Source organism: Bacillus sp. CD3-5 (assembly GCF_006349665.1).
Classification (GTDB): domain Bacteria; phylum Bacillota; class Bacilli; order Bacillales; family Bacillaceae_G; genus Bacillus_A; species Bacillus_A paranthracis.
On the sequence record NZ_VEPX01000014.1, the window covers coordinates 70,647 to 94,101 of the forward strand.

Annotated in this window: 29 protein-coding genes and 1 riboswitch; of the genes, 7 read left to right on the top strand and 22 right to left on the bottom strand. The window is 37.9% G+C overall.

Annotated features, from left to right (window positions below; translation table 11 throughout):
- Positions 1-24: 24 nt before the first annotated feature.
- The gene (locus FH036_RS22230) at positions 25-327 is read right to left on the bottom strand and encodes a YutD family protein (protein WP_000435941.1); all 303 of its coding nucleotides are present in this window, start codon (positions 325-327) and stop codon (positions 25-27) included.
- A 118-nt stretch (positions 328-445) separates the two neighbouring features.
- Between FH036_RS22230 and FH036_RS22235 the strand changes: the two genes are divergently transcribed.
- Positions 446-1,021, top strand: coding sequence for a YhcN/YlaJ family sporulation lipoprotein (locus tag FH036_RS22235; protein WP_000744209.1), 576 nt, complete (start codon positions 446-448; stop codon positions 1,019-1,021).
- 37 nt (positions 1,022-1,058) lie between these two features.
- On the opposite strand, the gene FH036_RS22240 is transcribed toward FH036_RS22235, so the two are convergent.
- The gene (locus FH036_RS22240; RefSeq protein ID WP_139896233.1) at positions 1,059-1,790 is read right to left on the bottom strand and encodes a MerR family transcriptional regulator; all 732 of its coding nucleotides are present in this window, start codon (positions 1,788-1,790) and stop codon (positions 1,059-1,061) included.
- An 85-nt stretch (positions 1,791-1,875) separates the two neighbouring features.
- Here FH036_RS22240 and FH036_RS22245 point away from each other — a divergent pair, with 85 nt between their 5' ends.
- A complete protein-coding gene (locus FH036_RS22245; protein WP_002163480.1) occupies positions 1,876-2,691 on the top strand; it encodes a YhfC family intramembrane metalloprotease in 816 nt (271 codons plus the stop codon).
- A 22-nt stretch (positions 2,692-2,713) separates the two neighbouring features.
- Here the strand turns inward: FH036_RS22245 and FH036_RS22250 are convergent, their stop codons facing one another.
- Positions 2,714-3,157 carry a hypothetical protein gene (locus tag FH036_RS22250; RefSeq protein ID WP_000738186.1) on the bottom strand — a complete coding sequence of 148 codons (444 nt, stop codon included), beginning with the start codon at positions 3,155-3,157 and terminating at the stop codon, positions 2,714-2,716.
- A 252-nt stretch (positions 3,158-3,409) separates the two neighbouring features.
- Here FH036_RS22250 and FH036_RS22255 point away from each other — a divergent pair, with 252 nt between their 5' ends.
- Together FH036_RS22255 and FH036_RS22260 are read left to right on the top strand one after the other, a co-directional pair.
- Positions 3,410-3,964 carry a histidine phosphatase family protein gene (locus FH036_RS22255; protein WP_000721042.1) on the top strand — a complete coding sequence of 185 codons (555 nt, stop codon included), beginning with the start codon at positions 3,410-3,412 and terminating at the stop codon, positions 3,962-3,964.
- A gap of 74 nt (positions 3,965-4,038) precedes the next feature.
- A complete protein-coding gene (locus FH036_RS22260) occupies positions 4,039-4,518 on the top strand; it encodes a YbaK/EbsC family protein (protein WP_000272743.1) in 480 nt (159 codons plus the stop codon).
- A gap of 20 nt (positions 4,519-4,538) precedes the next feature.
- On the opposite strand, the gene lipA is transcribed toward FH036_RS22260, so the two are convergent.
- Positions 4,539-5,435, bottom strand: coding sequence for a lipoyl synthase (lipA, locus tag FH036_RS22265; RefSeq protein WP_000166370.1), 897 nt, complete (start codon positions 5,433-5,435; stop codon positions 4,539-4,541).
- Between the two features lie 189 nt (positions 5,436-5,624).
- On the opposite strand from lipA, the gene FH036_RS22270 reads away from it, so the two are divergent.
- Positions 5,625-6,608, top strand: coding sequence for a M23 family metallopeptidase (locus tag FH036_RS22270; protein ID WP_000944673.1), 984 nt, complete (start codon positions 5,625-5,627; stop codon positions 6,606-6,608).
- Positions 6,609-6,645: 37 nt separating this feature from the next.
- Here the strand turns inward: FH036_RS22270 and yunB are convergent, their stop codons facing one another.
- The 15 genes from yunB to FH036_RS22355 all read right to left on the bottom strand — a co-directional run bounded on the left by yunB (position 6,646) and on the right by FH036_RS22355 (position 20,497).
- On the bottom strand, positions 6,646-7,377 hold the full coding sequence (gene yunB, locus FH036_RS22275) for a sporulation protein YunB (RefSeq protein ID WP_014481779.1): 732 nt from the start codon (positions 7,375-7,377) through the stop codon (positions 6,646-6,648).
- A gap of 54 nt (positions 7,378-7,431) precedes the next feature.
- Positions 7,432-7,734 (bottom strand): YunC family protein, encoded by a 303-nt coding sequence (locus tag FH036_RS22280; protein WP_000248463.1) that lies wholly within the window; start codon positions 7,732-7,734, stop codon positions 7,432-7,434.
- Between the two features lie 65 nt (positions 7,735-7,799).
- The gene (locus FH036_RS22285; protein ID WP_306821680.1) at positions 7,800-9,215 is read right to left on the bottom strand and encodes a bifunctional metallophosphatase/5'-nucleotidase; all 1,416 of its coding nucleotides are present in this window, start codon (positions 9,213-9,215) and stop codon (positions 7,800-7,802) included.
- Positions 9,216-9,993: 778 nt separating this feature from the next.
- Positions 9,994-11,391, bottom strand: a complete 1,398-nt coding sequence (gene sufB, locus FH036_RS22295) for a Fe-S cluster assembly protein SufB (RefSeq protein ID WP_001118823.1) — start codon at positions 11,389-11,391, stop codon at positions 9,994-9,996.
- A gap of 48 nt (positions 11,392-11,439) precedes the next feature.
- Positions 11,440-11,871, bottom strand: coding sequence for a Fe-S cluster assembly sulfur transfer protein SufU (gene sufU, locus FH036_RS22300; RefSeq protein WP_000009523.1), 432 nt, complete (start codon positions 11,869-11,871; stop codon positions 11,440-11,442).
- Entirely contained in the window at positions 11,861-13,081 is a 1,221-nt protein-coding gene (gene sufS / locus FH036_RS22305; RefSeq protein ID WP_001020763.1) for a cysteine desulfurase SufS, read from the bottom strand. Before sufS ends, sufU begins: the two co-directional genes overlap by 11 nt.
- Positions 13,081-14,373 carry a Fe-S cluster assembly protein SufD gene (gene sufD, locus FH036_RS22310; RefSeq protein ID WP_000152165.1) on the bottom strand — a complete coding sequence of 431 codons (1,293 nt, stop codon included), beginning with the start codon at positions 14,371-14,373 and terminating at the stop codon, positions 13,081-13,083. Before sufD ends, sufS begins: the two co-directional genes overlap by 1 nt.
- Before the next feature lie 15 nt (positions 14,374-14,388).
- On the bottom strand, positions 14,389-15,174 hold the full coding sequence (gene sufC / locus FH036_RS22315; protein WP_000929157.1) for a Fe-S cluster assembly ATPase SufC: 786 nt from the start codon (positions 15,172-15,174) through the stop codon (positions 14,389-14,391).
- Between the two features lie 238 nt (positions 15,175-15,412).
- On the bottom strand, positions 15,413-16,219 hold the full coding sequence (gene metQ / locus FH036_RS22320; RefSeq protein ID WP_000722401.1) for a methionine ABC transporter substrate-binding lipoprotein MetQ: 807 nt from the start codon (positions 16,217-16,219) through the stop codon (positions 15,413-15,415).
- 72 nt (positions 16,220-16,291) lie between these two features.
- Positions 16,292-17,104, bottom strand: a complete 813-nt coding sequence (metQ, locus tag FH036_RS22325; RefSeq protein ID WP_000735095.1) for a methionine ABC transporter substrate-binding lipoprotein MetQ — start codon at positions 17,102-17,104, stop codon at positions 16,292-16,294.
- Positions 17,105-17,127: 23 nt separating this feature from the next.
- The gene (locus tag FH036_RS22330; RefSeq protein WP_000359556.1) at positions 17,128-17,793 is read right to left on the bottom strand and encodes a methionine ABC transporter permease; all 666 of its coding nucleotides are present in this window, start codon (positions 17,791-17,793) and stop codon (positions 17,128-17,130) included.
- On the bottom strand, positions 17,786-18,811 hold the full coding sequence (locus FH036_RS22335) for a methionine ABC transporter ATP-binding protein (protein WP_000601777.1): 1,026 nt from the start codon (positions 18,809-18,811) through the stop codon (positions 17,786-17,788). Before FH036_RS22335 ends, FH036_RS22330 begins: the two co-directional genes overlap by 8 nt.
- A 299-nt stretch (positions 18,812-19,110) precedes the next feature.
- Positions 19,111-19,218: riboswitch (SAM riboswitch) on the bottom strand.
- Positions 19,219-19,343: 125 nt separating this feature from the next.
- Positions 19,344-19,688 (bottom strand): hypothetical protein, encoded by a 345-nt coding sequence (locus FH036_RS22345; RefSeq protein ID WP_000424933.1) that lies wholly within the window; start codon positions 19,686-19,688, stop codon positions 19,344-19,346.
- A gap of 152 nt (positions 19,689-19,840) precedes the next feature.
- Positions 19,841-20,149 carry a thioredoxin family protein gene (locus FH036_RS22350; RefSeq protein ID WP_001998544.1) on the bottom strand — a complete coding sequence of 103 codons (309 nt, stop codon included), beginning with the start codon at positions 20,147-20,149 and terminating at the stop codon, positions 19,841-19,843.
- 3 nt (positions 20,150-20,152) lie between these two features.
- On the bottom strand, positions 20,153-20,497 hold the full coding sequence (locus tag FH036_RS22355; RefSeq protein WP_000640869.1) for a toprim domain-containing protein: 345 nt from the start codon (positions 20,495-20,497) through the stop codon (positions 20,153-20,155).
- A gap of 67 nt (positions 20,498-20,564) precedes the next feature.
- Here FH036_RS22355 and FH036_RS27235 point away from each other — a divergent pair, with 67 nt between their 5' ends.
- Positions 20,565-20,753, top strand: coding sequence for a hypothetical protein (locus FH036_RS27235; protein ID WP_014481781.1), 189 nt, complete (start codon positions 20,565-20,567; stop codon positions 20,751-20,753).
- 120 nt (positions 20,754-20,873) lie between these two features.
- On the opposite strand, the gene gcvH is transcribed toward FH036_RS27235, so the two are convergent.
- From gcvH to FH036_RS22370, 3 genes are all read right to left on the bottom strand, one after another.
- Entirely contained in the window at positions 20,874-21,257 is a 384-nt protein-coding gene (gcvH, locus tag FH036_RS22360) for a glycine cleavage system protein GcvH (protein ID WP_000026900.1), read from the bottom strand.
- A gap of 41 nt (positions 21,258-21,298) precedes the next feature.
- Positions 21,299-21,664, bottom strand: coding sequence for an arsenate reductase family protein (locus tag FH036_RS22365; RefSeq protein WP_000218967.1), 366 nt, complete (start codon positions 21,662-21,664; stop codon positions 21,299-21,301).
- 421 nt (positions 21,665-22,085) lie between these two features.
- On the bottom strand, positions 22,086-22,613 hold the full coding sequence (locus tag FH036_RS22370) for a hypothetical protein (protein WP_000826890.1): 528 nt from the start codon (positions 22,611-22,613) through the stop codon (positions 22,086-22,088).
- Positions 22,614-22,756: 143 nt separating this feature from the next.
- Here FH036_RS22370 and FH036_RS22375 point away from each other — a divergent pair, with 143 nt between their 5' ends.
- A complete protein-coding gene (locus FH036_RS22375) occupies positions 22,757-23,404 on the top strand; it encodes a phosphatase PAP2 family protein (RefSeq protein ID WP_000713766.1) in 648 nt (215 codons plus the stop codon).
- The last annotated feature ends 51 nt before the right edge of the window (positions 23,405-23,455 follow it).

The window sequence follows — 23,455 nt, forward strand, 5'->3', positions numbered from 1 at the left end:
TCTTACAATCGTAAGAGGATTTTTTTACTTCTTCACTTTTCGTAATACGAAATGTGCACAACCGAAGTTGCAGTACTCGTATAAATACTCCGATAACGTACTAATTTTCGTATCATATGTCGCACGCTGGTTACTATCATCAAAGAATCCGCGCAATCTAAGTTGCTCATAACCCCAGTCCCCAACGATGTAATCATATTTATTTAAAATTTCTGCATAGCGCTCTTTAAATGCTTCTTCACTAAAACCGTCACGAAAGTTTTTAATTACTTCGTACTGAACATTATTAATGCTCACCGTAGCATGAATCTCTTGCTTTTGCTCCATCATTAACTTCCTCTCTAAGCATTCTTCTTTTTATCGTATCACAAAGCATACCAACCAACAATTTCAAATACAAAAATTTGCAAATTAGTGCATGCTATGGAGAAGGAGGTGATACATCGTGAAAAAACAAATTATGCTCTCTCTCCTCACTCTTTCCTTATTTGCAGGCTGCCAAACAAATAAAGCCGAAATGGAACGTGAAGAAGGAAGTCGTGTTCTTGTTTCCAATAAAAACGACATGTATCATACGGAAAATACAAATACACGATTAACGAGAGTCGGCTATTCATCTAAACAAAAGCATGAAGTATCTAACAAACAAGTAGGAGCCATTAACCGTGAAAAAGTCGCTGAAATGATTACAAGCATGACAGTTAAACTCCCTGACGTTACAAATGCTGCTACGCTCGTTACAGACGATGAAGTATTTGTTGTATACCGTGCAAACACAACGGATCCGAAACTTGTAGCGGATCAAGTATATAGAGCTGCTTTATCCATCGTCCCTCGCTATTATAAAGCATATGTATCAACAGACCAAAAGTTGATTTCTCAAATTCAAGGACTTCAATCTGGCGCATTAAATGATACAGAATATACGCAAAGCCTCGATATGTTAAAACGTGAAATGAGTAAAAATCCTCATTTGAACAATACAGGGGATCAGACTTTAAATGATATGATAAAAAAATAAAGAAGGCGGAGAGAACCTCCACCTTCTTTATTTTTTACTATTTATTACGATCCGCATAAATCTCCATCGCATCACACATAAACTGCGCTAAACCTTCGCCAAACTTATCGATATTTTTCGTAAAGCGCTCATCAGCGACGTACATTTGGCCGAGCCCTTTAAAAGCATCTAATGAATAGTGACTGAAGTTTTGCAAGTAATCGTACCATACTTTGATAGCTTCTTGCGCCTCTTTGGAATCAGGTGCACCATGTCTAAGTGCCGCTAAATTTCTGTAAATAGCATTAAACTCTTCTTGCTTCTCTTTTGACATACCTTTTGCATATTCATTCGCTTTATCTACAGCTGCGTCTCCCCATCTTTCACGCGCTTCTTCTTCGTACGGATTATGGCTGAAATCGAAGCCTTCAAATTTCTCTTTATTCGTCATTTCAATCTCTCCTTTTGTATACTGAATTGTTTTATCAATCGTCGCAATCACTTTATCTAACCTAGCCCGCTTTTCAAGAAGCATTTTCTTATGAAGCTGCAATGCTTCTTCCCGGTCAAATGATGGACTCATGATAATTTCTTTAATTTTCTTCAAAGGGAAGCCTAATTCTTTAAAAAATAAAATTTGCTGCAGCGTCTCTAAATTTTCATTGGAATACAGGCGATATCCAGACTCTGTCGTCTCATCTGGGGTTAACAACCCAATTTCATCGTAATGATGCAGTGTGCGCACACTAATTCCAACTAAATTAGCTACTTCTTTTACCTTCATTGCCATGTGTATCTCCCCCTTAATACATACGATAAAGTATGACGCAACGTTAGAGTCAATAAGTAAATTCATTTTCTTTATAAAATATTTCATGCATAATAGATATGTACATATATTAGAAAGCGGTGAAAATATGGTTTCAAATACTGTAATTGCCAGCATCATCTTTCAACTCATTGTCTCGATTCTGGTCCCAATTATTGTACTCGTTTATTTCCGTAAAAAATATAATATAAATTGGAAAGTAGTCGGCGTTGGTGTTCTTATCTTTATCGGATTTACCCAAATTCTCGAAACACCATTCCACCTATTTATGCGCGGTAATCCAGCAATCGCTCCAATTTTAGAAAATCCATTTGTCTTCGCACTTTATGGCGGACTCACTGCTGGTATTTTTGAAGAATTAGGACGCTTTGTTGCCTTCTTCTTCTTACTAAAAAAATATCAAGAATATAAAGATGGCTTCGCTTACGGAATTGGTCACGGCGGCATTGAATCCATTTTAGTTGGCGGATTCTCTGCATTCCAAGCACTTATATTTGCGAATTCAATTAACAACGGTAGCTTCGCCCAGATGGTCGAAAAAATGCCAGAACTAAGCCGCCTACAGGACATGTTAATTCAGCAACCTGCCTACTTATATTTCCTTGGCAGCTTAGAAAGAATTATGGCACTCGTGCTGCAAATCGCCTTTACAATGCTTGTTTTATACGCAGTAAAACAGAAGAAGTATATCTTCCTTGTGTACGCTATACTATTCCACGCACTTGTAGACTTCTTCGCGGCACTTTACCAAACGAAAACAATTAACATCTTTGTTGCAGAAGGAATCACCCTTCTCTTCACAATTGGCGCTATCATTCTTATTCGTAAAATGAAAGAGAAATTAATGAGTGTGCCAAAGTAAAAATAACCCGCCTGTTGGTGGGTTATTTTTTATAAAGATTATCATAGCGATGATAACTTTTACCGCTTTGCAGCTCCTTCTTTGTTTCTGCATCTATCACGATGTACTTTTGTAACTCTTCTACTTCATTTTGAGAAAAGGAAGCGAAAAAATAAACTTGGCGATCAGGGTGAATGAAAGAATCTTGAAGCACCACTTCACCCCGACAACCCGCGGCTGTTTTTTGTAGAAAGGAAAATTCTTCGTCGGGTACTTCTTTAAATAAAATCTTTTTCCGAACACTATACGCTGCATTTTTGTATTCTTTATAAATTTTCTTATCTAACTGTTCGTAAAACACATCCCCACTTACAAATGACTTATTTCGATTGCTCGGATAATCTAACTTTTGATTGGATTGTGCATATGTTGTGGACATTTGCGTAAGAAAACAAATCATGAATACGAGACATATCATTTTTTTCATACTGGCACCTCATTTTTCATTATCCACATTATTTTTCCACATCTATAAATCACTATGCCGTTTCCAATAAAGTGAAACTTTAATCAGCCCTCACCAATCGGACTTTTATGGGCAGCCCGACCCCCACCTAACTTCTTTGCTTGCGCTGAATTTTGAGGTGGGGGTCTTACTGCCCATTAAAGCGGGATAAAAAGGAATTTTTTCCGCATTCGTCGAAGTATATAGCGTCAACTTGAAAAATGGGGATGAATTATGAAGAAAATTATTGTCATACGACATTGTTCAGCAACTGGCCAAGAACGTCATGCCGAATTAACGACCGATGGAAAAAAACAAGCAAACACCCTTGCTACATTCCTTTTAGAAAACCAACTACAAATAGACCATATTATTTCAAGCCCATTTGTGCGAGCTATCGATTCTATTCGGCCCTATGCACTCCAAGCTAATTTGTCTATCCAAGAAGATGAACGATTAGCTGAACGCATATTAAGCGACATTCCAATGGACGATTGGATGCAAAAACTAGAATCTACTTTTACAAATATAGATATTGCCTTTTCAGGCGGAGAGTCAACAAAACAAGCAACGGACCGTGCTATATCGCTTATCGAAGACGTTTTAAAATTAAACCATACTACAATATTACTCGTTACACACGGAAACTTACTTACGCTCATTTTAAAGCACTTTGATCATACGATCGGCTTTCATGAATGGAGAGCTTTAACGAATCCTGATATGTACGAAATTACAATTGATGAACAATGTAGCCTAAAACGATTATGGAAAGCACCGTCCAAGTAATATCTCTTTCCAACACATTCAGTTGACGCCACGAGAAGAAACTGTACTAATAATAGAAAGGGGTATCACTCCATATGTACGAAGATGTACTTGCTTTACTACATAAAACAAATGTTTCTTATGAAAAATTCGAACACGAACCGGTACTCGATTATGAGACAGATCGGATCGTACGCGAGAGGCTTGGCTTACAAGGTACTCCAAGTAAAAGCTTATTTTTAAAATCAAAGGCTGGAGATTATTACGTATTTTTCACGTTAGAGGGCACAAGGCTTAACCGCGGAGAGATGAAAGAACTAACAGGAGAACGCTTATCTCTCTGTTCCGCTGATGAACTGCGAGACAAAACTGGTTGTACGCCAGGATGTGTAGCTCCTTTCGGGTATTCACACGATGTAACAATTATTGTGGATAACGCTATTTATACGTACGATAAAATTTTAATTACACCTGGTGTACCTGAATTTACAATTGAATTATCCACAGAAGAATTAAAAAAGATTTTATTAACATGTTCAAATACTGTTTTAGAGTACAAACAAAAAGAGAGCTAATCATTAGCTCCCTTTTTTCATTATTTTGCTTCTGCTGTGTTTTCTTTTGCAGAACGAACTTGCTCGTCCGCATGGTAAGAAGAACGCACAAGTGGGCCAGCTTCACAGTGGCTAAAGCCTTTGCTAAGTGCAATTTCTTTTAGCTCTGCAAATTCCGCTGGTGGGTAATATTTAAGAACTGGTAAATGCTTCTTAGATGGTTGTAGGTATTGTCCAAGAGTTAAAATATCCACATTGTTTGCACGTAAGTCATCCATTGCTTCAATTAAATCTTCTCTCGTTTCACCTAAGCCCACCATAATGCTCGATTTAGTTGGAATATCAGGCTGCATTTCTTTTGCTCGACGTAAAAACTCTAATGAACGATCATATTTTGCTCTAGCGCGAACTCGGTCAGATAATCGACGTACTGTTTCAATGTTATGGTTTAAAATATCTGGTTTTGCATCCATTAACATTTTTAAGTTTTCTTCTACTCCACCCATATCAGATGGCAATACTTCGATTGACGTAAATGGATTTTTACGACGTACAGCGCGTACTGTTTCAGCAAAAACAGCTGCTCCACCATCTTTTAAATCATCACGTGCAACCGCTGTTATAACAACGTGCTTTAAGCCCATTTGTACTACAGAATCTGCTACGCGTTCTGGCTCTTGTAAATCAAGCTCAGTTGGTAAGCCTGTTTTAACCGCACAAAAACGACAAGCACGTGTACAAACCGCACCTAAAATCATAAATGTTGCTGTTTTTCTTACAGCCCAGCATTCATGAATATTCGGACATTTTGCTTCCTCACAAACTGTATGAAGATTTTTAGAACGCATCATTTTCTTTAAGCCTGTATAGTTTTCATTCGTGTTTAACTTAATTTTCAACCATTCGGGCTTGCGCTTATATTCTGTTTGTTTTGTCATGGTTATCAACTCCGCACAATATGAAATAGTTTACCGTGTTCGCTTCTTTCAATGTAACATATCTATTCTAACGTATGAAAGCGATTTGCTCAAATGAAGATTCTAAGATTTTTTCCAATCGTTCCCTATAATGAAATACTCCGTATATCCCACACTAAAAAGAGTGATGATGTGAAAGGAGTCTATTTCATGCTTCGAAAAATTTCTCTTTTGCTTTCGATTTGCTTTCTTCTCCACCAAAACATCGCTTACGGTGAAGATAATCAGCAAAGCATATATGAAAAGCGCATGGCACTATATAAAGAAACCGAGCAATCTTCAGGCATTCCGTGGTATTACTTAGCTGCAATGGATCAATATGAAAGAAATATACGGAGCGTAAGAAAAGATATTCCGAAAAAACCAGATGCCATCATCTCCCTCTATTTCAAACCAGAAATATGGGCTGGACCTGTTAATGGTAACGACACTCTTCCCCATACAATTGCTCTATTTGGCGGGTTAGGTTTAGATGGTGACAAAGATGGATTTGCAAATGCAAATAACGACCGTGATCTTTTGCATACAGCAGCAACGATTTTAAAGAAACAAGGAACGTCAGAAGAACGCATTAAAATCATGCTCTGGGAATATTATAGACGTGCAAAAACAGTTGATTTAATTACCGAATACGCCCAAATTTATAAACATTACGGACGTATTAATTTAGAAGGAAATGCGTTCCCTCTTCCGATTCGCAGTGACCATAGCTACCGTAGTACTTTTGGCGCTGGAAGAAGTTTTGGGGGAAGAAGGGTTCATGAAGGAACCGATATATTCGCAGGCTATGGCGTACCAGTAAGATCCACTTGCTATGGCATTATTGAAACAAAAGGCTGGAACCGCCTTGGCGGATGGCGTATCGGTATTCGTGACCTTCATAACAATTATCATTATTACGCTCACTTAGGCGGATTCTCAAAAGAAATACAGCTTGGACAAATTGTCGAGCCTGGAAAAGTAATCGGATTTGTTGGTAGCACCGGTTACGGCCCTCCCGGCACAGCTGGAAAATTCCCGCCCCACCTACATTTCGGCATGTATAAAGACAATGGTTATACAGAATGGGCTTTCGACCCCTACATGCACTTAAGTCTTTGGGAGCGAAAAGAACGCGCGAATACAAAACGATAACCGTAGCACATTGCTACGGTTATTTTTTATTTACAGTCTAACTATCCGCTTTCTTTTTATCAGGTACAACAACACTTCCGCTTCCATAATACGTAGGCACTTCCCCTTGAACGATACGCGTCGCAATCGGAACATCTTGTTTTACTTTTATTTCTTTCGTATGAAATGGAATAATGACTTGCAACGTGACTTCCATCTCCATAATAATTTGAATCGCTGTCGTATTGATCCCGTGCGGTTCAATTTTTTGTTTAATATCCGTATTTACATGACCAATCGTCGTGAAATCAATTGGAATGTTAGGTCCCATATTTCCAAGAAGCGCATTATTCGTTACACGACCAAAAGGAACGGCCATCGTTGTCCCATTTTTTTCAGAAATACCTAGCTCCTTCAAATTTCCTTGTTCTACTTGCTGTAAATATTTTTCTATGTATGTGGTCGTTGACGTTACGATTTCATTTACTTGCTTCGTATTTAAATTAATTGTGGACACTTTCCCGTTTTTATCATTTTGTACTTTCATTAATGAATCGACATCGAATCCCTCATCGATCCTATCTTTTACCGCCTTCGTCATAACCGCTGTCGCCATTTTATGTGTCTCTACTTCTCCATATTTCATTAATGTCGGCTGAATGCTGCTATTCACAATCCATAATCCTTGCACGAGTAATATGACAAAAAGAATAAACGACATAAGCAGTATGTGCCGAAAGGAAATAGGTCCCCTTCGAAACCGCGAATTTTTCGAACGAAATATACTCATACAAAACCCTCCTTCTTATATCATTTCTATGCAAGAAGGAGGGACGATATATGCTTATCTCATTTTTAATAATGCTTCTTTTCCAATTGTACCAGCCGTAATACCTAAAGCTTCGGCTTCAATCGTTACTGATTCTAGCGGTGCTTCAAGAAGTTGTTCAATCGTTCTTACACCAACCGCACGGCCAGCAATAATACCTCGATCCCCTAACTTCTCATTTAAAAGACCTACATCTAATGCACCGCACATAATATATCCTTTATCGCTCATTACAGCTAGCAAATTTGTCTTTGGAAGTTTGACGCTAACCGCAATAAACGTATAATTATCGATTATAATTGGCTCCACATTAACCATAGTTCACACTCCTCTCTTTCTTATCTGTATGACAAGAGAAAAATGAGTGTTACAAGTTAACTAGCCTATAGTTTGACGGAAGATGTATAAGTTATTAACATGTCTGTTAACACATCTCTAAGTAGTTCTGGCATATAATATTGTTTGTCAGAAAGTGAGGATAGCTCTGGGTATAAGTAGCCAAATGTAAACATATCAATCGTTCCTACTGTATATATACGATTTAATTCCAGCGATTCCCCGTTAATTAATACATCTTCGAGTAAAATTTTATTCCCAGGAATCGTATCTGGAATGACTTCTACACCAGCGTAAATCATTTTTCCCATTACTTTCCCGCGGAATCCGAATCCTTTTACCTCAAGGTTCTCCATATTCGGGCGACGTGCTTTCAAGATCACTTCTCGTAACGTTTTCCCCGGCACTTTTAATAGACATGGATTAATTGGATGTGGACAAATTCTGTGAATATCTCCGCGCGTCACAACGCCTTCTTCTAATCCTTCAAGAAGTACACCAGCGTTCACCATGCCAATCTCTGCACCGCACCACGTTTTCAGCGCATTTGCTAACATGTGCGAAAATGCTGTCTCATGAAACCAATCAACCGGTAATGATTCCTTTAAATGAACGACAGGTTCTTCCATAATATGTGTACTTTCTTCCTGCAGCGCTTCAATTGTGGATAACGGTTTACTATAAGCACCTAAACGGTCTGTCTTAATCGCTCTACCGTCCTTTTTCAAAAGCTTCTTCGTCTCTTTATCCACAGTAAGCTGGACATGCCCAACGTAACGTCCCCACTTTTCACAACAACAAAGTAACGTATTATTCATAAGAACACCACGCTCAAATAAATGATGCGTATGTGCCCCTAAAATCACATCTATATCATAATGCTCCGCCATATGCTCATCCATACTTTTTCCAAGATGAGAAAGGACAACCGTTATATGAGCCTCATCTCTCACTTCTTCTAAAATAGACTCTAAATGCTCGATTGGATCTTCAATATGCCAATCTAACATTTGATAAAACTCTGGATACGCAACCGTTAATCCGATAAAAGCAATCGTAATCCCATCTGTCGTTGTATGTAATTTATAAGGCTTTGCCCACTCTGGACGTACCCCTTCTTTTTCAAATAAATTCGCGACAAGCACCTCAAATCCAGCATCATCATATAGACGATTCAAATGCTCCTTCGCTAACGTAATTCCTTCATTGTTTCCGATCGTTACATAATCATATAACGCCTCATTTAAAAGCTTCGTATTGCCAAGCCCATTCGTCGCTTCCGAAATACTATGAAAACGATCCACATGATCGCCGATATCTACAGTCAAAACAGTCTCTCCCGCTTCCTGTCTTCGCTTTTTCTCTCCTTGTACAAACCGAGAAATTTGCGGCCAATTTTCAAAATGACTATGTATATCGTTTGTATGATAAAGGTGGATAATTGTTTCTTTATTTATATTCAGAGAAAAAACCTCCTCTCAGTTCCTTACTGCCATTTACGCTATGCGTATGCAATAATCCTGTAAATACTTTTCGTCTTTTCTTGCTATTTTACATTGTACTCGCATTGTGAGAAAAAGCAAAAGATTGCCCTTTTCATATGAGAAACTTTACTTTTTCCAGTCTGGGGATTAGTTGGTAGAGCGGGGATTTGTCAGAAAGTTCAACAGGAGATTCGCAGGTCTTTTTTCAATTGGATTCACCAGTGGATTTGTCAGTATCTTTGCCTTACTTCCAGTCGGTCCCCTTTCATATAAAATGTTGCAGGGTATATGAAGAATTTCTTTTGTCGTAATTTGTTGATAAGTCGATATTCCTTGTCGAATCGTCGATATATTGAAATAATCGCTGATATATTCCGAGTTGTGATCGATATATTTGAAAAATCGCTGATATATCCAGCTGGAAACCCACCTGGGTATCTCGGCTACCCCCAACCCAAGCCCAGCTCACACAATAAGAAAGCGCCCTGCACAGCAGGGCGCTTTCTTTATATATTATCCAGTTCCAGCGGCTAGAATGTTCGGTGGCTTCACTTCTTCCTATGAGGCAAAAAGCGCCTCTACGTCAGAAGCTCCATCCCCCTCACATTCTGGACGAGCCGCCTCCACTTTAAATATTGTCCAGCTTTGCCTCCTAGACCCTCATGTCTAAGAACCTTCCGCACCAGAAGATAAAAAGCATCTTCTGTGCGAAAGAACCTTAGCCAACGGGTCTGAACAATCGGCTCCGCATTTCTATTTAACCAATAGAACCTTCCATCTCAAACTTGATTAGACGGTTCATTTCAACTGCGTATTCCATTGGAAGTTCGCGAGTGAATGGCTCGATGAAGCCCATTACGATCATTTCTGTAGCTTCTTGCTCAGAAATACCGCGGCTCATTAGGTAGAATAATTGTTCTTCTGATACTTTCGATACTTTCGCTTCGTGCTCAAGTGAAACGTAATCGTTTTTGATTTCGTTGTAAGGAATTGTATCAGATGTAGATTGGTTATCCATGATTAACGTGTCACACTCGATGTTAGAGCGAGAGTTTTTCGCTTTTGGTCCGAAGTGTACGATACCACGGTAAGTTACTTTACCACCATGCTTCGCAATCGATTTAGAAACGATTGTTGAAGACGTGTTTGGTGCTAAGTGAATCATTTTTGCACCAGCATCTTGGTGTTGGCCTTTACCAGCAATCGCGATAGATAATGTTAAACCACGAGCGCCTTCGCCTTTTAAGATAACTGCTGGGTATTTCATCGTTAATTTAGATCCGATGTTACCGTCAATCCATTCCATCGTTGCGTTTTCTTCACAAACCGCACGTTTTGTAACTAGGTTGTATACGTTGTTCGCCCAGTTTTGGATTGTTGTATAACGGCAATATGCATCTTTCTTAATGATGATTTCTACTACCGCACTGTGAAGTGAGTTAGTCGTGTAAACAGGTGCTGTACAACCTTCTACGTAGTGTACGTGTGCGCCTTCGTCTACGATGATAAGCGTACGCTCGAATTGTCCCATATTTTCAGAGTTAATACGGAAATACGCTTGAAGTGGTGTATCAACTTTCACACCTTTTGGAACGTAGATGAATGATCCACCAGACCAAACTGCAGAGTTTAATGCTGCGAATTTGTTGTCTGTTGGTGGGATTACTTTTCCGAAATGCTCACGGAAAATATCTTCGTTCTCTTTTAATGCGCTATCTGTATCTTTGAAGACGATTCCTAGAGCTTCTAGGTCTTCTTTCATGTTGTGGTATACAACTTCAGATTCGTACTGTGCAGATACACCAGCTAAATATTTTTGCTCAGCTTCTGGAATACCTAATTTATCAAATGTAGCTTTAATTTCATCAGGTACTTCATCCCAAGACTTCTCAGATTTCTCAGATGGTTTTACGTAGTACGTAATTTCATCGAAATCTAAGTCGTTTAAGTCGCCGCCCCATTGTGGCATTGGCATTTCGTAGAACTTATCCAGTGATTTTAAACGGAAGTCTAACATCCACTGTGGTTCTTCTTTCATACGTGAAATCTCTTCAACGATCTCTTTTGTTAAACCGCGTCCAGCACGGAAAATCGAAACGTCTTTGTCTTTGAAACCATATTTATAATCGCCGATATCTGGCAGTTGCTTCGCCATGTTGGTGTGTCCCTCCTTAGATAACCTCGTTTTTAGGAACCTTTAACATTACTTATCTTCGTTTAAGCCCTTTTCTAACGCTTTCCACGCTAATGTTGCACATTTAATACGTGCAGGGAACTTGCATACGCCTTGTAATGCTTCAATATCTCCTAAATCGATGCTGTCATCGTACTCTTTTCCTAGCATCATGTCAGAGAAAATTTTCGAAAGCTGAAGTGCTTCTTCAATTTTCTTACCTTTTACTGCTTGTGTCATCATTGAAGCTGAAGACATTGAGATTGAACATCCTTCGCCTTCAAACTTCGCCTCTTGCACAATACCTTCTTCTACTTTCATCGTAAGTTGAATACGATCGCCGCAAGTTGGATTGTTCAAGTTCACTGTAACACTATCTTCTAACACGCCATGGTTACGAGGATTCTTATAATGATCCATAATAACTTGACGATATAACGTATCTAAATTATTAAATGACATTTGTGAAATACTCCTTTGTCTTGATTAGCGATTCAACAAATGTATCAATTTCTTCTTTTGTATTATATAAATAGAAGCTCGCACGTGCTGTTGAAGAAGCTTTCAGCCACTTCATAAGCGGTTGTGCACAGTGATGTCCTGCGCGAACCGCAATACCTTCTACATCTAATACTGTCGCTACATCGTGAGGATGTACGTCTTCAATATTAAATGTAACAAGACCAGCGCGATGCTTTGGACCATAAATTGTAACGCCATCTACTTCTGATAGTCTTTCTAAAGCGTATTGCGCTAATTCATGCTCATGCTTTTCAATATTATGAAGACCAATTTCTTCTAGGAAATCAATTGCCGCACCAAGTCCGATTGCATTACCGATAATCGGCGTACCTGCTTCGAACTTCCACGGAAGCTCTTTCCAAGTAGATTCTTGTAAATCTACGAAATCAATCATTTCACCGCCAAATTCAATTGGCTCCATATTGTTTAGCAATTCTTTCTTACCATATAATACGCCGATACCTGTAGGGCCGCACATCTTATGAGCAGATAATGCGTAGAAATCACAGTTTAAATCTTGTACATCCACTTTCATATGAGGTGTACTTTGTGCACCGTCAACGACCATAATTGCGCCATTTTCGTGTGCGATTGCTCCGATTTCTTTTACAGGGTTAATCGTTCCAAGTACGTTAGAAACATACATGATAGAAACGATTTTTGTATTCGGTGTAATTGTTTGACGAGCATCTTCTATTGAAATTGTCCCATCTGGTTGAAGCGGAAGGTATTTTAAAGTTGCGCCTGTTTTCTTCGCAACTTGCTGCCACGGAATGATGTTACTATGGTGCTCCATGTAAGAAATAACGATTTCATCGCCTTCTTTTACATTTTCAAGACCATAGCTAGCCGCTACTGTATTTAATGCAGTTGTCGTTCCGCGCGTGAAAATAATCTCTTCCATTGATTTCGCATTAATAAACTTGCGAACTTTCTCGCGTGCACCTTCATACGCGTCGGTAGCTTTCGTACCGAGCGTATGAACACCGCGATGCACGTTAGAGTTATATTCTTTATAGTAACGTTCTAACGTTTCAATGACTTGAATTGGTTTTTGAGAAGTTGCTGCACTATCGAAATAAACAAGTTGTTTGCCGTTCACTTTTTGATCAAGAATTGGAAACTGTTTGCGTATTTCATGAATATTCATTAGCGAACTTTCCTTTCAATTACCTCAACAAGCTGTGCCTTTACTCCTTCAATTGGAAGCTCATTAACTACAGGTGCTAAGAATCCATGGATGACTAAACGTTCTGCTTCGCGTTTTGGAATACCACGGCTCATTAAGTAGTATAGTTGAGTTGGATCTACGCGACCTACTGAAGCTGCGTGACCTGCCATAACATCATCTTCGTCAATTAAAAGAATTGGGTTTGCATCACCGCGTGCTTTCTCATCTAACATAAGAACGCGAGAAGATTGTTGTGCATTTGATTTAGATGCACCGTGTTCAATCTTACCAATTCCGTTAAAGATAGATGTTGCACTATCTTTTTGTACACCGTGTTTTAAAATCCAACCTTCAGAGTGTTTACCGAAGTGAACAACTTTAGTTGTAAAGTTTTGTGTTTGGTTACCACGGCCAATTGTTACTGTTTTCGTATCAGCATATGAACCGTCGCCCATTAAGTTTGTAACGTTCTCTGAAATTGTGTTTCCGTCATTCATAAGGCCTAGAGCCCAATCAACGCGGCCGTCGCGTCCAACAATACCGCGGCGGTTAACGTAAGTTGTTACGTCTTTTGCTAATAGATCAACCGCACCGAATTTCACTTGTGCGCCTTGTTCCACGATTACTTCTGCTACGATATTTGCAATACCTTTAGCATTTTCATTTGCAACGTAGTTTTCTACATAAGTTGCAGTACTGTTCGCATCAGCTACGAATAATACGTGGTTATATACGTTAGCTTCTTCGCCGTCTACTAAGAATACAGCTTGAAGTGGAGTTTCAAGCACAACGTTTTTCGGAACATATACGAATGCACCACCGTTGATTAATGCAGCATGAAGTGCAGTTAGACGATGCTCGTCTACCTTCACGCCGTCTTTCATTAAGTACTTTTGTACTAGTTCAGCATGCTCTGTTGCAGCTGTTACGATGTCTGTGAAAATAACACCTTTTTCTTTTGCTTCGTCTGCTAAAGAAACGAATGCAGTTGTACCAGTACGTTGCACTAATACGCTGTTATTTTCATCGATTAAGTTTTTCACTGCTTCTGGAAGCTCTGTTAAAGAACTTACAGGCTCTTGCTTAGCAGCGTCGCCTTTTCCGATAAAGTCCCATTTGTCAATTTTCGTTTTATCAGGAGTTGGCATTGGAAGTTCAGTTGCTTGTGCAAGAGCTTGTAAGCGGAACTCAGTCAACCAAGCTGCTTCGTTTACTTCGCTTGCGCGTTGACGGATTGTTTCTTGATCGAAAGGTAATGTACCGATTGTCATGTTTATGCTCCTCTCTTACGCTTCTTGCTCTGTTGTTTCGTCTTCAATACCTAATTCTTTTTTAATCCAGTCGTAACCTTCAGCTTCTAGACGTTGTGCAAGCTCAGGTCCACCAGATTTAACGATACGACCGTTCATCATAACGTGAACGAAGTCTGGAGTGATGTAGTTTAATAAACGTTGGTAATGCGTAATCATTAGGCAACCGAAGTCTTCGCCGCGCATTTCGTTAATACCTTTAGATACAACTTTTAATGCATCGATATCAAGACCTGAGTCAATTTCGTCTAAGATTGCGATTTTTGGCTCAATCATCATTAATTGAAGAATTTCGTTACGTTTTTTCTCACCGCCAGAGAAACCTTCGTTTAAGTAACGTTGTGCCATTTCTGGATCCATTTCTAGGAATTCCATGTTTTTATCTAATTTACGGATAAATTTCATAAGAGAAATTTCATCGCCTTCTTCACGACGTGCGTTAATTGCAGAACGTAAGAAGTCAGCGTTTGTTACTCCGCTAATTTCACTTGGATATTGCATTGCTAGGAATAGACCTGCTTGCGCGCGCTCGTCTACTTCCATTTCTAATACATCTTCACCGTCGATGATGATGCTACCTTCTGTTACTTCATATTTTGGGTGACCCATAATTGCAGAAGATAAAGTTGATTTACCTGTTCCGTTAGGTCCCATAATTGCGTGGATTTCTCCACCTTTTACTTCAAGGTTTACACCTTTTAAAATTTCTTTGCCATCAATTGATACGTGTAAGTCTTTAACCGTTAATGTAGAACCAGCCATCTCAATACCTCCATTAATCCTATATATACATTTTAAAAATTCCTAAAACGTTCATATTCTCATTTTATTCTCATTCTAATTTTATATCAAATAAAATGATATCGCAAACGATGAAAAAAAGTAACAATTTTTTCACAAATGTATATAAGTATTTCACTTGCATCCTTATATGATACACCTTTCTTCTTATTTATATAAAGAAAAAAGGACTGGTAAATTTCCAGCCCTTTCCTTATATCTATTCACTTACCGGAAGTACAGCACCTTTATATTCTTTATTAATAAAATCTTGAATTTCTTTTGAATGCAGCACTTCTACTAGCTCCTTAATTTCTTTTTTCTTCTCGTCACCTTTACGAACTGCAATAATATTTGCATACGGAGAGTCTGATCCTTCAATCGCAATCGCATCTTTTGTTGGATTTAATTTTGCATCAATTGCATAGTTTGAATTAATAAATAATGCATCACCTTCATTATTTTCATATAACTTCGGTGAAAGACCAGGCTCTACATCTGTTTTAAACTTTAAGTTTTTCGGATTTTCTACAACATCTTTTACTGTTGCTTTCACAACATCTACTCCGTCTTTTAATTTAATAACGCCACCTTTTTGTAACAGTGCTAGCATACGGCCACGCTCCGCTACGTTATTACTCATAATCACTGTCCCGCCATCTGGTAAGTCTTTTAAGCTTTTATATTTCTTAGAATAAATGCCCATTGGCTCTAAATGAATTTTTCCTGCGTTTACAATTTTATATCCTTTTTCTTGAATTTCTTTATCTAAGTAAGGAATGTGCTGGAAGTAGTTTGCATCAATTTCCTTATCCGCTAACGCTTTATTCGGCAGCACATAATCTTGGAATTTTTTAATTTCTAATTTAATACCCTTTTTCTCTAATATTGGCTGTGCCTTTTCTAAAATAACAGCGTGCGGTACGTTAGAAGCTCCCACAACAAGCTTATTCTCCTCTTTTCCTCCGCAAGCAGCTAATGTAAATACAGACAGCGCTGTAACAACTGACAATAGAATCTTTTTCATTTGATGTCCCCTTCTCCCGTATAATTATGTAGTTATAAAAAAGGCTGGCATACACCAGCCCTTTTACAGCAATTATTCTTTTACAGGAACAACTGCCCCTTTATATTCTTTATTAATGAAATCTTCAATTTCTTTAGAATGTAATACTTCTACAAGAGCTTTAATCTCTTTCTTATCTTTATCACCTTTACGAACAGCTACTACGTTTGCGTATGGTGAATCATTACTTTCAATTGCAATTGCATCTTTTTCTGGGTTTAACTTCGCATCAATTGCATAGTTCGAGTTAATTAGAACCGCGTCGCCTTCTTTATTGTTATACACTTGTGGCAATAAACCAGGCTCAATATCTGTTTTGAATTTCAAGTTTTTCGGGTTATCCGCAATATCTTTTGGAGTTGCTTTAACTGGATCCACCCCATCTTTAATTTTTAAAATGCCTTCTTTTTGTAAAATTGCTAAACCACGTCCATGATCAGCAACTGAATTACTCATAATAATTGTCGCTCCGTCTGGAAGTTCTTTTAAGCTCTTATATTTTTGAGAATATACACCAATTGGCTCTAAATGAATTTTTCCTGCTACTTCAAAATCGTATTTTTTATCTTTCATTTCTTTTTCTAAATACGGAATGTGTTGGAAATAGTTTGCGTCTAAATCCTTATCTGCTAACGATTTATTTGGCAACACGTAATCTTGGAATTTTTTCACTTCTAATTCAATTCCTTTTTTCTCAAGTAACGGTTTTGCCTTTTCTAAAATTTCAGCGTGCGGTACGTTAGAAGCACCAACAACAAGTTTCTTTTCATCTTTATCTTTGCCGCCACAAGCAGCTAACCCAAAAATAGAAGTTGAAATAAGTGCTGTAAGTAATAACTTTTTCATTTGAAACATCCTCCCGTTTTTTATTATCTTTTATCTATTCGAGTCGTTACACGATCACCAATCCATTGAATGAAAAATACAACTAGTAATACACAAATTGTCGCAACGATTGTTACGTCGTTATTTCCTCGTTGGAATCCTTCTAAATAAGCAAGTGTTCCAAGGCCACCAGCACCAACAACTCCCGCCATTGCTGTATAGCCTACTAAAGCAATTGTCGTAACCGTAATACCAGATACTAATGCTGGTAACGATTCTGGAATTAACACCTTCAAAATAATTGTGCTTGTTTTTGCTCCCATCGCTTTTGAAGCTTCAATTACACCTTTATCAATTTCACGAAGGGCGATTTCAACCATTCTCGCGTAAAACGGTGCCGCTCCAATAATTAAAGCTGGAAGTGCTGCACTCGCTCCAAGAATTGTTCCAAGCAGAATCTTTGTGAATGGGATTAATAAAATGATTAAAATAATGAACGGTATCGAGCGGAAAATGTTTACGAACGCTCCAATCGCCGTGTTAACCGCTTTGTTTTCCCATAAATTATCTTTCGCTGTCATAAAGAGTAACAATCCTAAAATGAGTCCTAAAACAAATGTGGCAAGAGCTGCGATTGCCGTCATATATAACGTTTCACCCGTTGCTTCTAACATTTGATTCCAATCAACATTTGTGAGTAATTTATCCATGTGCAATCACCTCCAGCTCTACTTGATCTTGATGTATTCCCTCTATTGCTTGCTGAATCGCTGTTTCCTCACCATTTAAATGAACAACTAAACTACCGTAAGAGCCGTTATTCGTTTGTGCGATATTTCCTTGCAAAATGCTAACTTCTATATCACTGCGTTGCATTAATCTTTGAAGTACTGGTCTTTCTACAGCTTCACCGATAAACTGCAAACGAACTACTTTTCCATCTGGATATTTTTCAATTAAACTTTCAATCGTTTCATTTGTATCTTCAGAATCCGTTAACTGCTGTACAAATCGTTTCGTAATATCTTGCTGCGGATTACGGAACACATCAAGTACTGGACCCGTTTCTACAATCTTTCCTTTCTCCATTACCGCCACTCGATTACAAATCTTTCGAATTACGTGCATCTCGTGTGTAATAAGTACAATTGTTAAGCCGAGACGTTTATTAATATCTAATAATAGATCTAAAATTTGATCTGTCGTTTCTGGATCAAGAGCGGACGTTGCTTCATCACATAAAAGTACTTGCGGATTGTTAGCTAACGCTCTCGCAATACCAACACGTTGCTTCTGTCCTCCGCTCAGCTGAGATGGGTACGCGTCTCCTCTTCCTTCTAATCCAACAAGATGAATTAACTCATCCACGCGTTTCCTTCTCTTCGCCTTATCAACACCTGCAATTTCAAGTGGGAACTCAATATTTTCACGTACAGTTCGTGACCAAAGTAAGTTGAAGTGTTGAAAAATCATTCCGATCTCTTGTCTTGCCTTACGAAGTTCGCTTCCTGTAATCGCTGAAATGACGCGATTTGCAATTGTAATTTGACCTGAAGTTGGTTTCTCCAACTGATTGAATAATCGAATTAAAGAACTTTTTCCAGCGCCACTATATCCGATAACACCAAATATTTCACCTTTCTCTATTTTTAAATTGGCATTATCTACAGCAGTGACATCACCGCTTTTTGCTTTATATATTTTCTTTACATTCTCTAATAGAATCATGGTGTATCACCCCTTTTTTTAATAAAAAGCGTAAGCGGCTCGCTTAGAACAAGAGGACGCCCAAATCCCAGACGTAGAGGCGCTTTTTGCCTCATAGGAAGGGATGAAACGACCGACTGTTCTAGCCGCTGGAGCTAGATTTTTGATCGACTCCGCAATTTTTTATTTTTGATGCGTGTAGTCCACCGTTCTCATTACTTTTATTATTTGAATGTCCTCCACATTCAAACAACAAAAAAACCTTTCCGCTTTAGAGAAGCAGAAAGGTTTATATGCGTATATAACAACATTATCCCTCTCTCTCATCTCTCAAAGCATTTGCTTTGCAGGAATTGGCACCATTTCAACATAAGTTGACGGTTGCCGGGCTTCACAGGGCACAGTCCCTCCACCTCTCTTGATAAGAGAAATCAGATTACATTTTCGTCTGATTTGTAATTTATGAAATTGTCTATATTTTATGAATTGAATTGTATCAATATCCACACACCATGTCAACAGAAATTTTCGTAAAAAACGAAACTTCAGAATTTTAAGCGCCCACTGACATCGGTTTACATATATGAAACATCGATTCAATTAATAACATCGTTCGATACGTTCCCGAATATTGTATACGTCCATCGTTCATTAACGTTTGCAATCGTACATTGCCATTCACCAATTGTTTTACATCTTCTTCATCTACACAAACGATTTGCTCCGTTCCTCTTTCTTCTTTCAACAGTTCTATATAATCTCTTGAAATTTGTAACGAACAACTTTCATCTCCAAAGCGGAAATTAACAGTTTTTTCTCCTTGTCTTAAAAGCGGCTCTAAATGATATTGACCATTAGCGTAATTTACAAATGATTGAAGCAAAGAATATAATTCCACTCTAAATCACATCCTTCATATCACTTTCTATTACATACCATTCCCTCTCACTAAAGAGCAATCCTGTTACTTTCGCTCGACAAATACTGTAACCACCCTGCATCTCGACATATTTCCCAAGAAATATGTCGAGGCGGCAAAAACTTTGCCGCCTACTTTAATTCCGTATATAAATATTCAACCGAATGAAATGCATATATCTTCTTCATGAGTGTCCCATTTTCAAAAACAAGTAAACAAGGCACACTTTCAATTCCATACTCTTTCGCGAAATGCGGAGCATAATTTAAATCTAACATTCCAATTTTGAGATCTTCAATTGTCATCTCAACGACTGTTAACATCTTTTTTGCTAATTGGCATGTTCCACACATTGGAGTATATACATATAACACTGTTTTTTCTTCATTCTCTATTAGGGCTGTAGCTTCGGCTCCTGTCCAGTCAATCACTTCTATCATTCCTTACCGTAAATATTCTGTATAAACGTCAATGTCAGCTCCCCATAATACATTTGCTAAGTGTGAAGATGGCGCTGTTGCCACTTCCCGGTACGAGCGATCAATATAAATATGCTCTGCTTGCGGAAATTCTTTTCGAAACTGTTTCCTTAACTTTTCTCCAGCATCATCAGCATCCACTAGCACATACACTTCCTTATCAAAAAACTGATCAACGAGCTCATCCATTTTCGACAAACCAATTGTACCATTTGTACAAACAATTTCCACCGGTTCACGAATAATAGATTCAATCTTTCTTCTATCTGATGTACCTTCTACAATAATGACTTTTTCTACATAAATCATATGTCATCACCCGATCACCATATACTATACAACCTTTAACTTAGTATATAGTATATTCGTTATTTTCATGTTGTTTCCTGTTTATTTTTGCAAAAGAAAAGCGCAAGCGGCTCGTTCAGATTGCGAGGGGGATGGAGCTTCTGACGTAAAGGCGCTTTTTGCCTTGCAGGAAGAAGCGAAGCCACCGAACAATCTAGCCGCTGGAGCTGGACAAAGAAAAGCGCAAGCGGCTCGTTCAGATTACAAAGCCCCATGAAACCTTATCGAAAAACATTCATTCCTATAATAGCTTATTCATTTGCGCTCGTTTTTAAATGCATTATGTAACACAAAATAAAAAAGGACAGCACAAAGGCTGTCCTTCAGTCGACTATAATTAGTCTTGGTTTGTCATTTCTGCATATTTTTCAGCAGTTAATAACTTTTCAACTTGGCTTGCATCAGAAAGTTCAACTTTAACCATCCATGCACCCTCGTATGGAGATTCGTTAACAAGTTCTGGTTGGTCACTTAATTCTTCGTTTACTGCTACAACTTTACCGCTTACAGGTGCGTATAATTCAGAAACTGTTTTAACAGATTCTACGCTTCCGAATGGCTCGTCAGCTTCGATTGTTGCACCTACTTCTGGAAGTTCAACGAATACGATATCGCCTAGCTCACTTTGTGCAAAGTGAGTAATACCGATAACAACTTCATTACCTTCAGTTTTTACCCATTCGTGTTCTTCAGAGTAACGTAAATTATTTGGAATGCTCATGACTGTACCTCCAGTGAATGTATTAATTATGTAAAAATACCTTATTGGTACTTTTTCCACACACTTTCAAACTGCTCTTCGTTAAAACCAAGTGTTACCTTCGTTCCATCTGTTACAATTGGACGTTTAATCAACATGCCATCAGATGCTAAAAGCTCGTACATTTCGTCTTCGCTTGCATCTTTCAACTTATCTTTCAGACCAAGTTCACGGTAACGCATTCCACTTGTATTAAAGAATTTTTTTAATGGTAATTCACTTTTTTCATGTAAATTACGTAAATCTTCTTTTGATGGTGGATTTTCAACAATATGAATCATCTCATATGCTACATCGTTTGCCTCAAACCATTTCTTTGCTTTTTGACATGTGCCACACTTTGGATATGAATAAAATGTTACTGTCATAAATTCACCTACTTTTTTACTAACCTTTACCTTTATCATATAGAAAACGTTTTATTATTTCAAACCATTATTCGCTAAACTTTTACTTATTTCGTGATAATTTTTAATAATCCTGCGAATTTTTCTTATTTTTCCGCCATTTGTTAAGAAAAAATAAATATATATTTTTTTAGATTTTCCTCTCATTCTGTATCGAACATATATGTTAAACAAACGTTTGATTAACTCCCTATTTTTCTTTGTTCACTCTTTTAGCTACATCGTTTTCTTTCTACCGAACATATATGTTAAACAAACGTTTGATTAAATTCCTATTTTCCCTTGTTCACCCTTTAGCTACATCAGTTTCTTCCTACCGAACATACCTCTTAAACAAACGTTTGATTAAAAAAATAAGAAGCCTCGTTTACAGGCTTCTTCCTCATCTATTCAAATAATCTGCAATTGTTTGAAATACAACGATATACATATTATGAATACTTTCTTCAGTATTTCCACCATTTGATAAACCAACTGCCCATTGTTGTCCTTCACCACTTCCGATATTTGCAAACCCTTGCGTGTACATAGCATTTACATCTTTTCGGGCACTGTTATACTCTATCCCTTTTGTAATAAAAATCGAATACGATTTATCTTGTAAACCGATAAAAAACACTGGTTTCTTTAGTGATGAAAATACATTTTTATATTGCTCTGTTGAGGCTTCTTGAAAGTGATCTTTCATTATTAGAAAACCATCTACTTCCTTAGATTTCTTTTCCAGTTCCTCTAACTTTATTTCCTCAAACTTTACATTCCTAAACGTATCTTTCGGTTTTTCTCCAACAACTCCAATTACGAGTGCTCTTCCGTTATATTCTAATTTCTCTCCTTCTTTATCCTTTGCACACCCAGCACTCGCTAGGCATATGAATATAAAAACTAAGAAATACGATAAACGCTTCATTTAGCACCCTCCCCTTCTTTTCAGTCAAGTGACAAAAACGTAAGGTGAATTCAAGAAAATGTAAGCAAAATCGATAGCCCAAATTGCGTTTCTATATTATAATCAATTGAATTTACTTACATTACTAAACATAGGAGATTATCATGAAGAAATTTAAACTTTCATCTTTTCTTCCGTTAAGTTATATACTTCTACTCGTACTCGTAAGTCCCCTTTACGATGTATTAAATAAATCGACTGTACACGCAGTAGATGTCACAACTGTAGTAGATGATTGGATTCCATTTGTGAAAGCATTTATTATTCCTTATTTACTTTGGTTTCCTTACTTATACGGCGCACTTATTTATTACTGCTTTGCAGATCGAAAACAATATTATGTCACTTTAAGTAGTATCATTCTTGGAAAACTTGCTTGTTTTTCCATTTATTATTTTTGGCAGACAACTGTACCACGTCCAACCGTCGTTGGAACAGACGTATTTTCCGAACTAGTCCGCTATATTTATAGTATCGATCAACCGGTAAATTGTTTCCCTAGCATTCATGTTCTTACTACATTTGTCATTATGCTAGCTGCCTTTAAACGTAGAGAACAGCATGCTTTTGAATATTACATCCTTACCTTCTTCGGTACGCTTATTATTTTATCAACGCTATTTACGAAGCAACATGCATTTGTAGACGCCATTTCTGGAATGACTCTTGCAAGCATACTCTACTTCGGCGTTCAGCTTTTATTAGCAAAAGAAACCGTACGTGTTCCAGTAAAACAAAATCATAAAATGTAAAAAGCAGACTGTGGCTTCTCAGTCTGCTTTTCTCTATATAAAAGGAGATTT

Bases quoted from the DNA above. Each gene is read 5' to 3' on its own strand.
- FH036_RS22260 (WP_000272743.1), top strand. From the start codon at position 4,039: ATGTACGAAGATGTACTTGCTTTACTACATAAAACAAATGTTTCTTAT.
- FH036_RS22375 (WP_000713766.1), top strand. From the start codon at position 22,757: ATGAAGAAATTTAAACTTTCATCTTTTCTTCCGTTAAGTTATATACTT.
- sufU (WP_000009523.1), bottom strand. From the start codon at position 11,871: ATGTCATTTAATAATTTAGATACGTTATATCGTCAAGTTATTATGGAT.
- yunB (WP_014481779.1), bottom strand. From the start codon at position 7,377: ATGAGTATATTTCGTTCGAAAAATTCGCGGTTTCGAAGGGGACCTATT.
- FH036_RS22365 (WP_000218967.1), bottom strand. From the start codon at position 21,664: ATGACAGTAACATTTTATTCATATCCAAAGTGTGGCACATGTCAAAAA.
- FH036_RS22330 (WP_000359556.1), bottom strand. From the start codon at position 17,793: ATGGATAAATTACTCACAAATGTTGATTGGAATCAAATGTTAGAAGCA.
- FH036_RS22335 (WP_000601777.1), bottom strand. From the start codon at position 18,811: ATGATTCTATTAGAGAATGTAAAGAAAATATATAAAGCAAAAAGCGGT.
- FH036_RS22245 (WP_002163480.1), top strand. From the start codon at position 1,876: ATGCATAATAGATATGTACATATATTAGAAAGCGGTGAAAATATGGTT.
- lipA (WP_000166370.1), bottom strand. From the start codon at position 5,435: ATGACAAAACAAACAGAATATAAGCGCAAGCCCGAATGGTTGAAAATT.
- FH036_RS22250 (WP_000738186.1), bottom strand. From the start codon at position 3,157: ATGAAAAAAATGATATGTCTCGTATTCATGATTTGTTTTCTTACGCAA.
- FH036_RS22280 (WP_000248463.1), bottom strand. From the start codon at position 7,734: ATGGTTAATGTGGAGCCAATTATAATCGATAATTATACGTTTATTGCG.
- FH036_RS22355 (WP_000640869.1), bottom strand. From the start codon at position 20,497: ATGATTTATGTAGAAAAAGTCATTATTGTAGAAGGTACATCAGATAGA.
- sufC (WP_000929157.1), bottom strand. From the start codon at position 15,174: ATGGCTGGTTCTACATTAACGGTTAAAGACTTACACGTATCAATTGAT.
- sufS (WP_001020763.1), bottom strand. From the start codon at position 13,081: ATGAATATTCATGAAATACGCAAACAGTTTCCAATTCTTGATCAAAAA.
- FH036_RS22350 (WP_001998544.1), bottom strand. From the start codon at position 20,149: ATGATAGAAGTGATTGACTGGACAGGAGCCGAAGCTACAGCCCTAATA.
- metQ (WP_000722401.1), bottom strand. From the start codon at position 16,219: ATGAAAAAGATTCTATTGTCAGTTGTTACAGCGCTGTCTGTATTTACA.
- metQ (WP_000735095.1), bottom strand. From the start codon at position 17,104: ATGAAAAAGTTATTACTTACAGCACTTATTTCAACTTCTATTTTTGGG.
- sufD (WP_000152165.1), bottom strand. From the start codon at position 14,373: ATGACAATCGGTACATTACCTTTCGATCAAGAAACAATCCGTCAACGC.
- FH036_RS22230 (WP_000435941.1), bottom strand. From the start codon at position 327: ATGGAGCAAAAGCAAGAGATTCATGCTACGGTGAGCATTAATAATGTT.
- FH036_RS22370 (WP_000826890.1), bottom strand. From the start codon at position 22,613: ATGAAGCGTTTATCGTATTTCTTAGTTTTTATATTCATATGCCTAGCG.
- FH036_RS22270 (WP_000944673.1), top strand. From the start codon at position 5,625: ATGCTTCGAAAAATTTCTCTTTTGCTTTCGATTTGCTTTCTTCTCCAC.
- FH036_RS22240 (WP_139896233.1), bottom strand. From the start codon at position 1,790: ATGGCAATGAAGGTAAAAGAAGTAGCTAATTTAGTTGGAATTAGTGTG.
- FH036_RS22255 (WP_000721042.1), top strand. From the start codon at position 3,410: ATGAAGAAAATTATTGTCATACGACATTGTTCAGCAACTGGCCAAGAA.
- FH036_RS27235 (WP_014481781.1), top strand. From the start codon at position 20,565: ATGTTGTTTCCTGTTTATTTTTGCAAAAGAAAAGCGCAAGCGGCTCGT.
- gcvH (WP_000026900.1), bottom strand. From the start codon at position 21,257: ATGAGCATTCCAAATAATTTACGTTACTCTGAAGAACACGAATGGGTA.
- sufB (WP_001118823.1), bottom strand. From the start codon at position 11,391: ATGGCGAAGCAACTGCCAGATATCGGCGATTATAAATATGGTTTCAAA.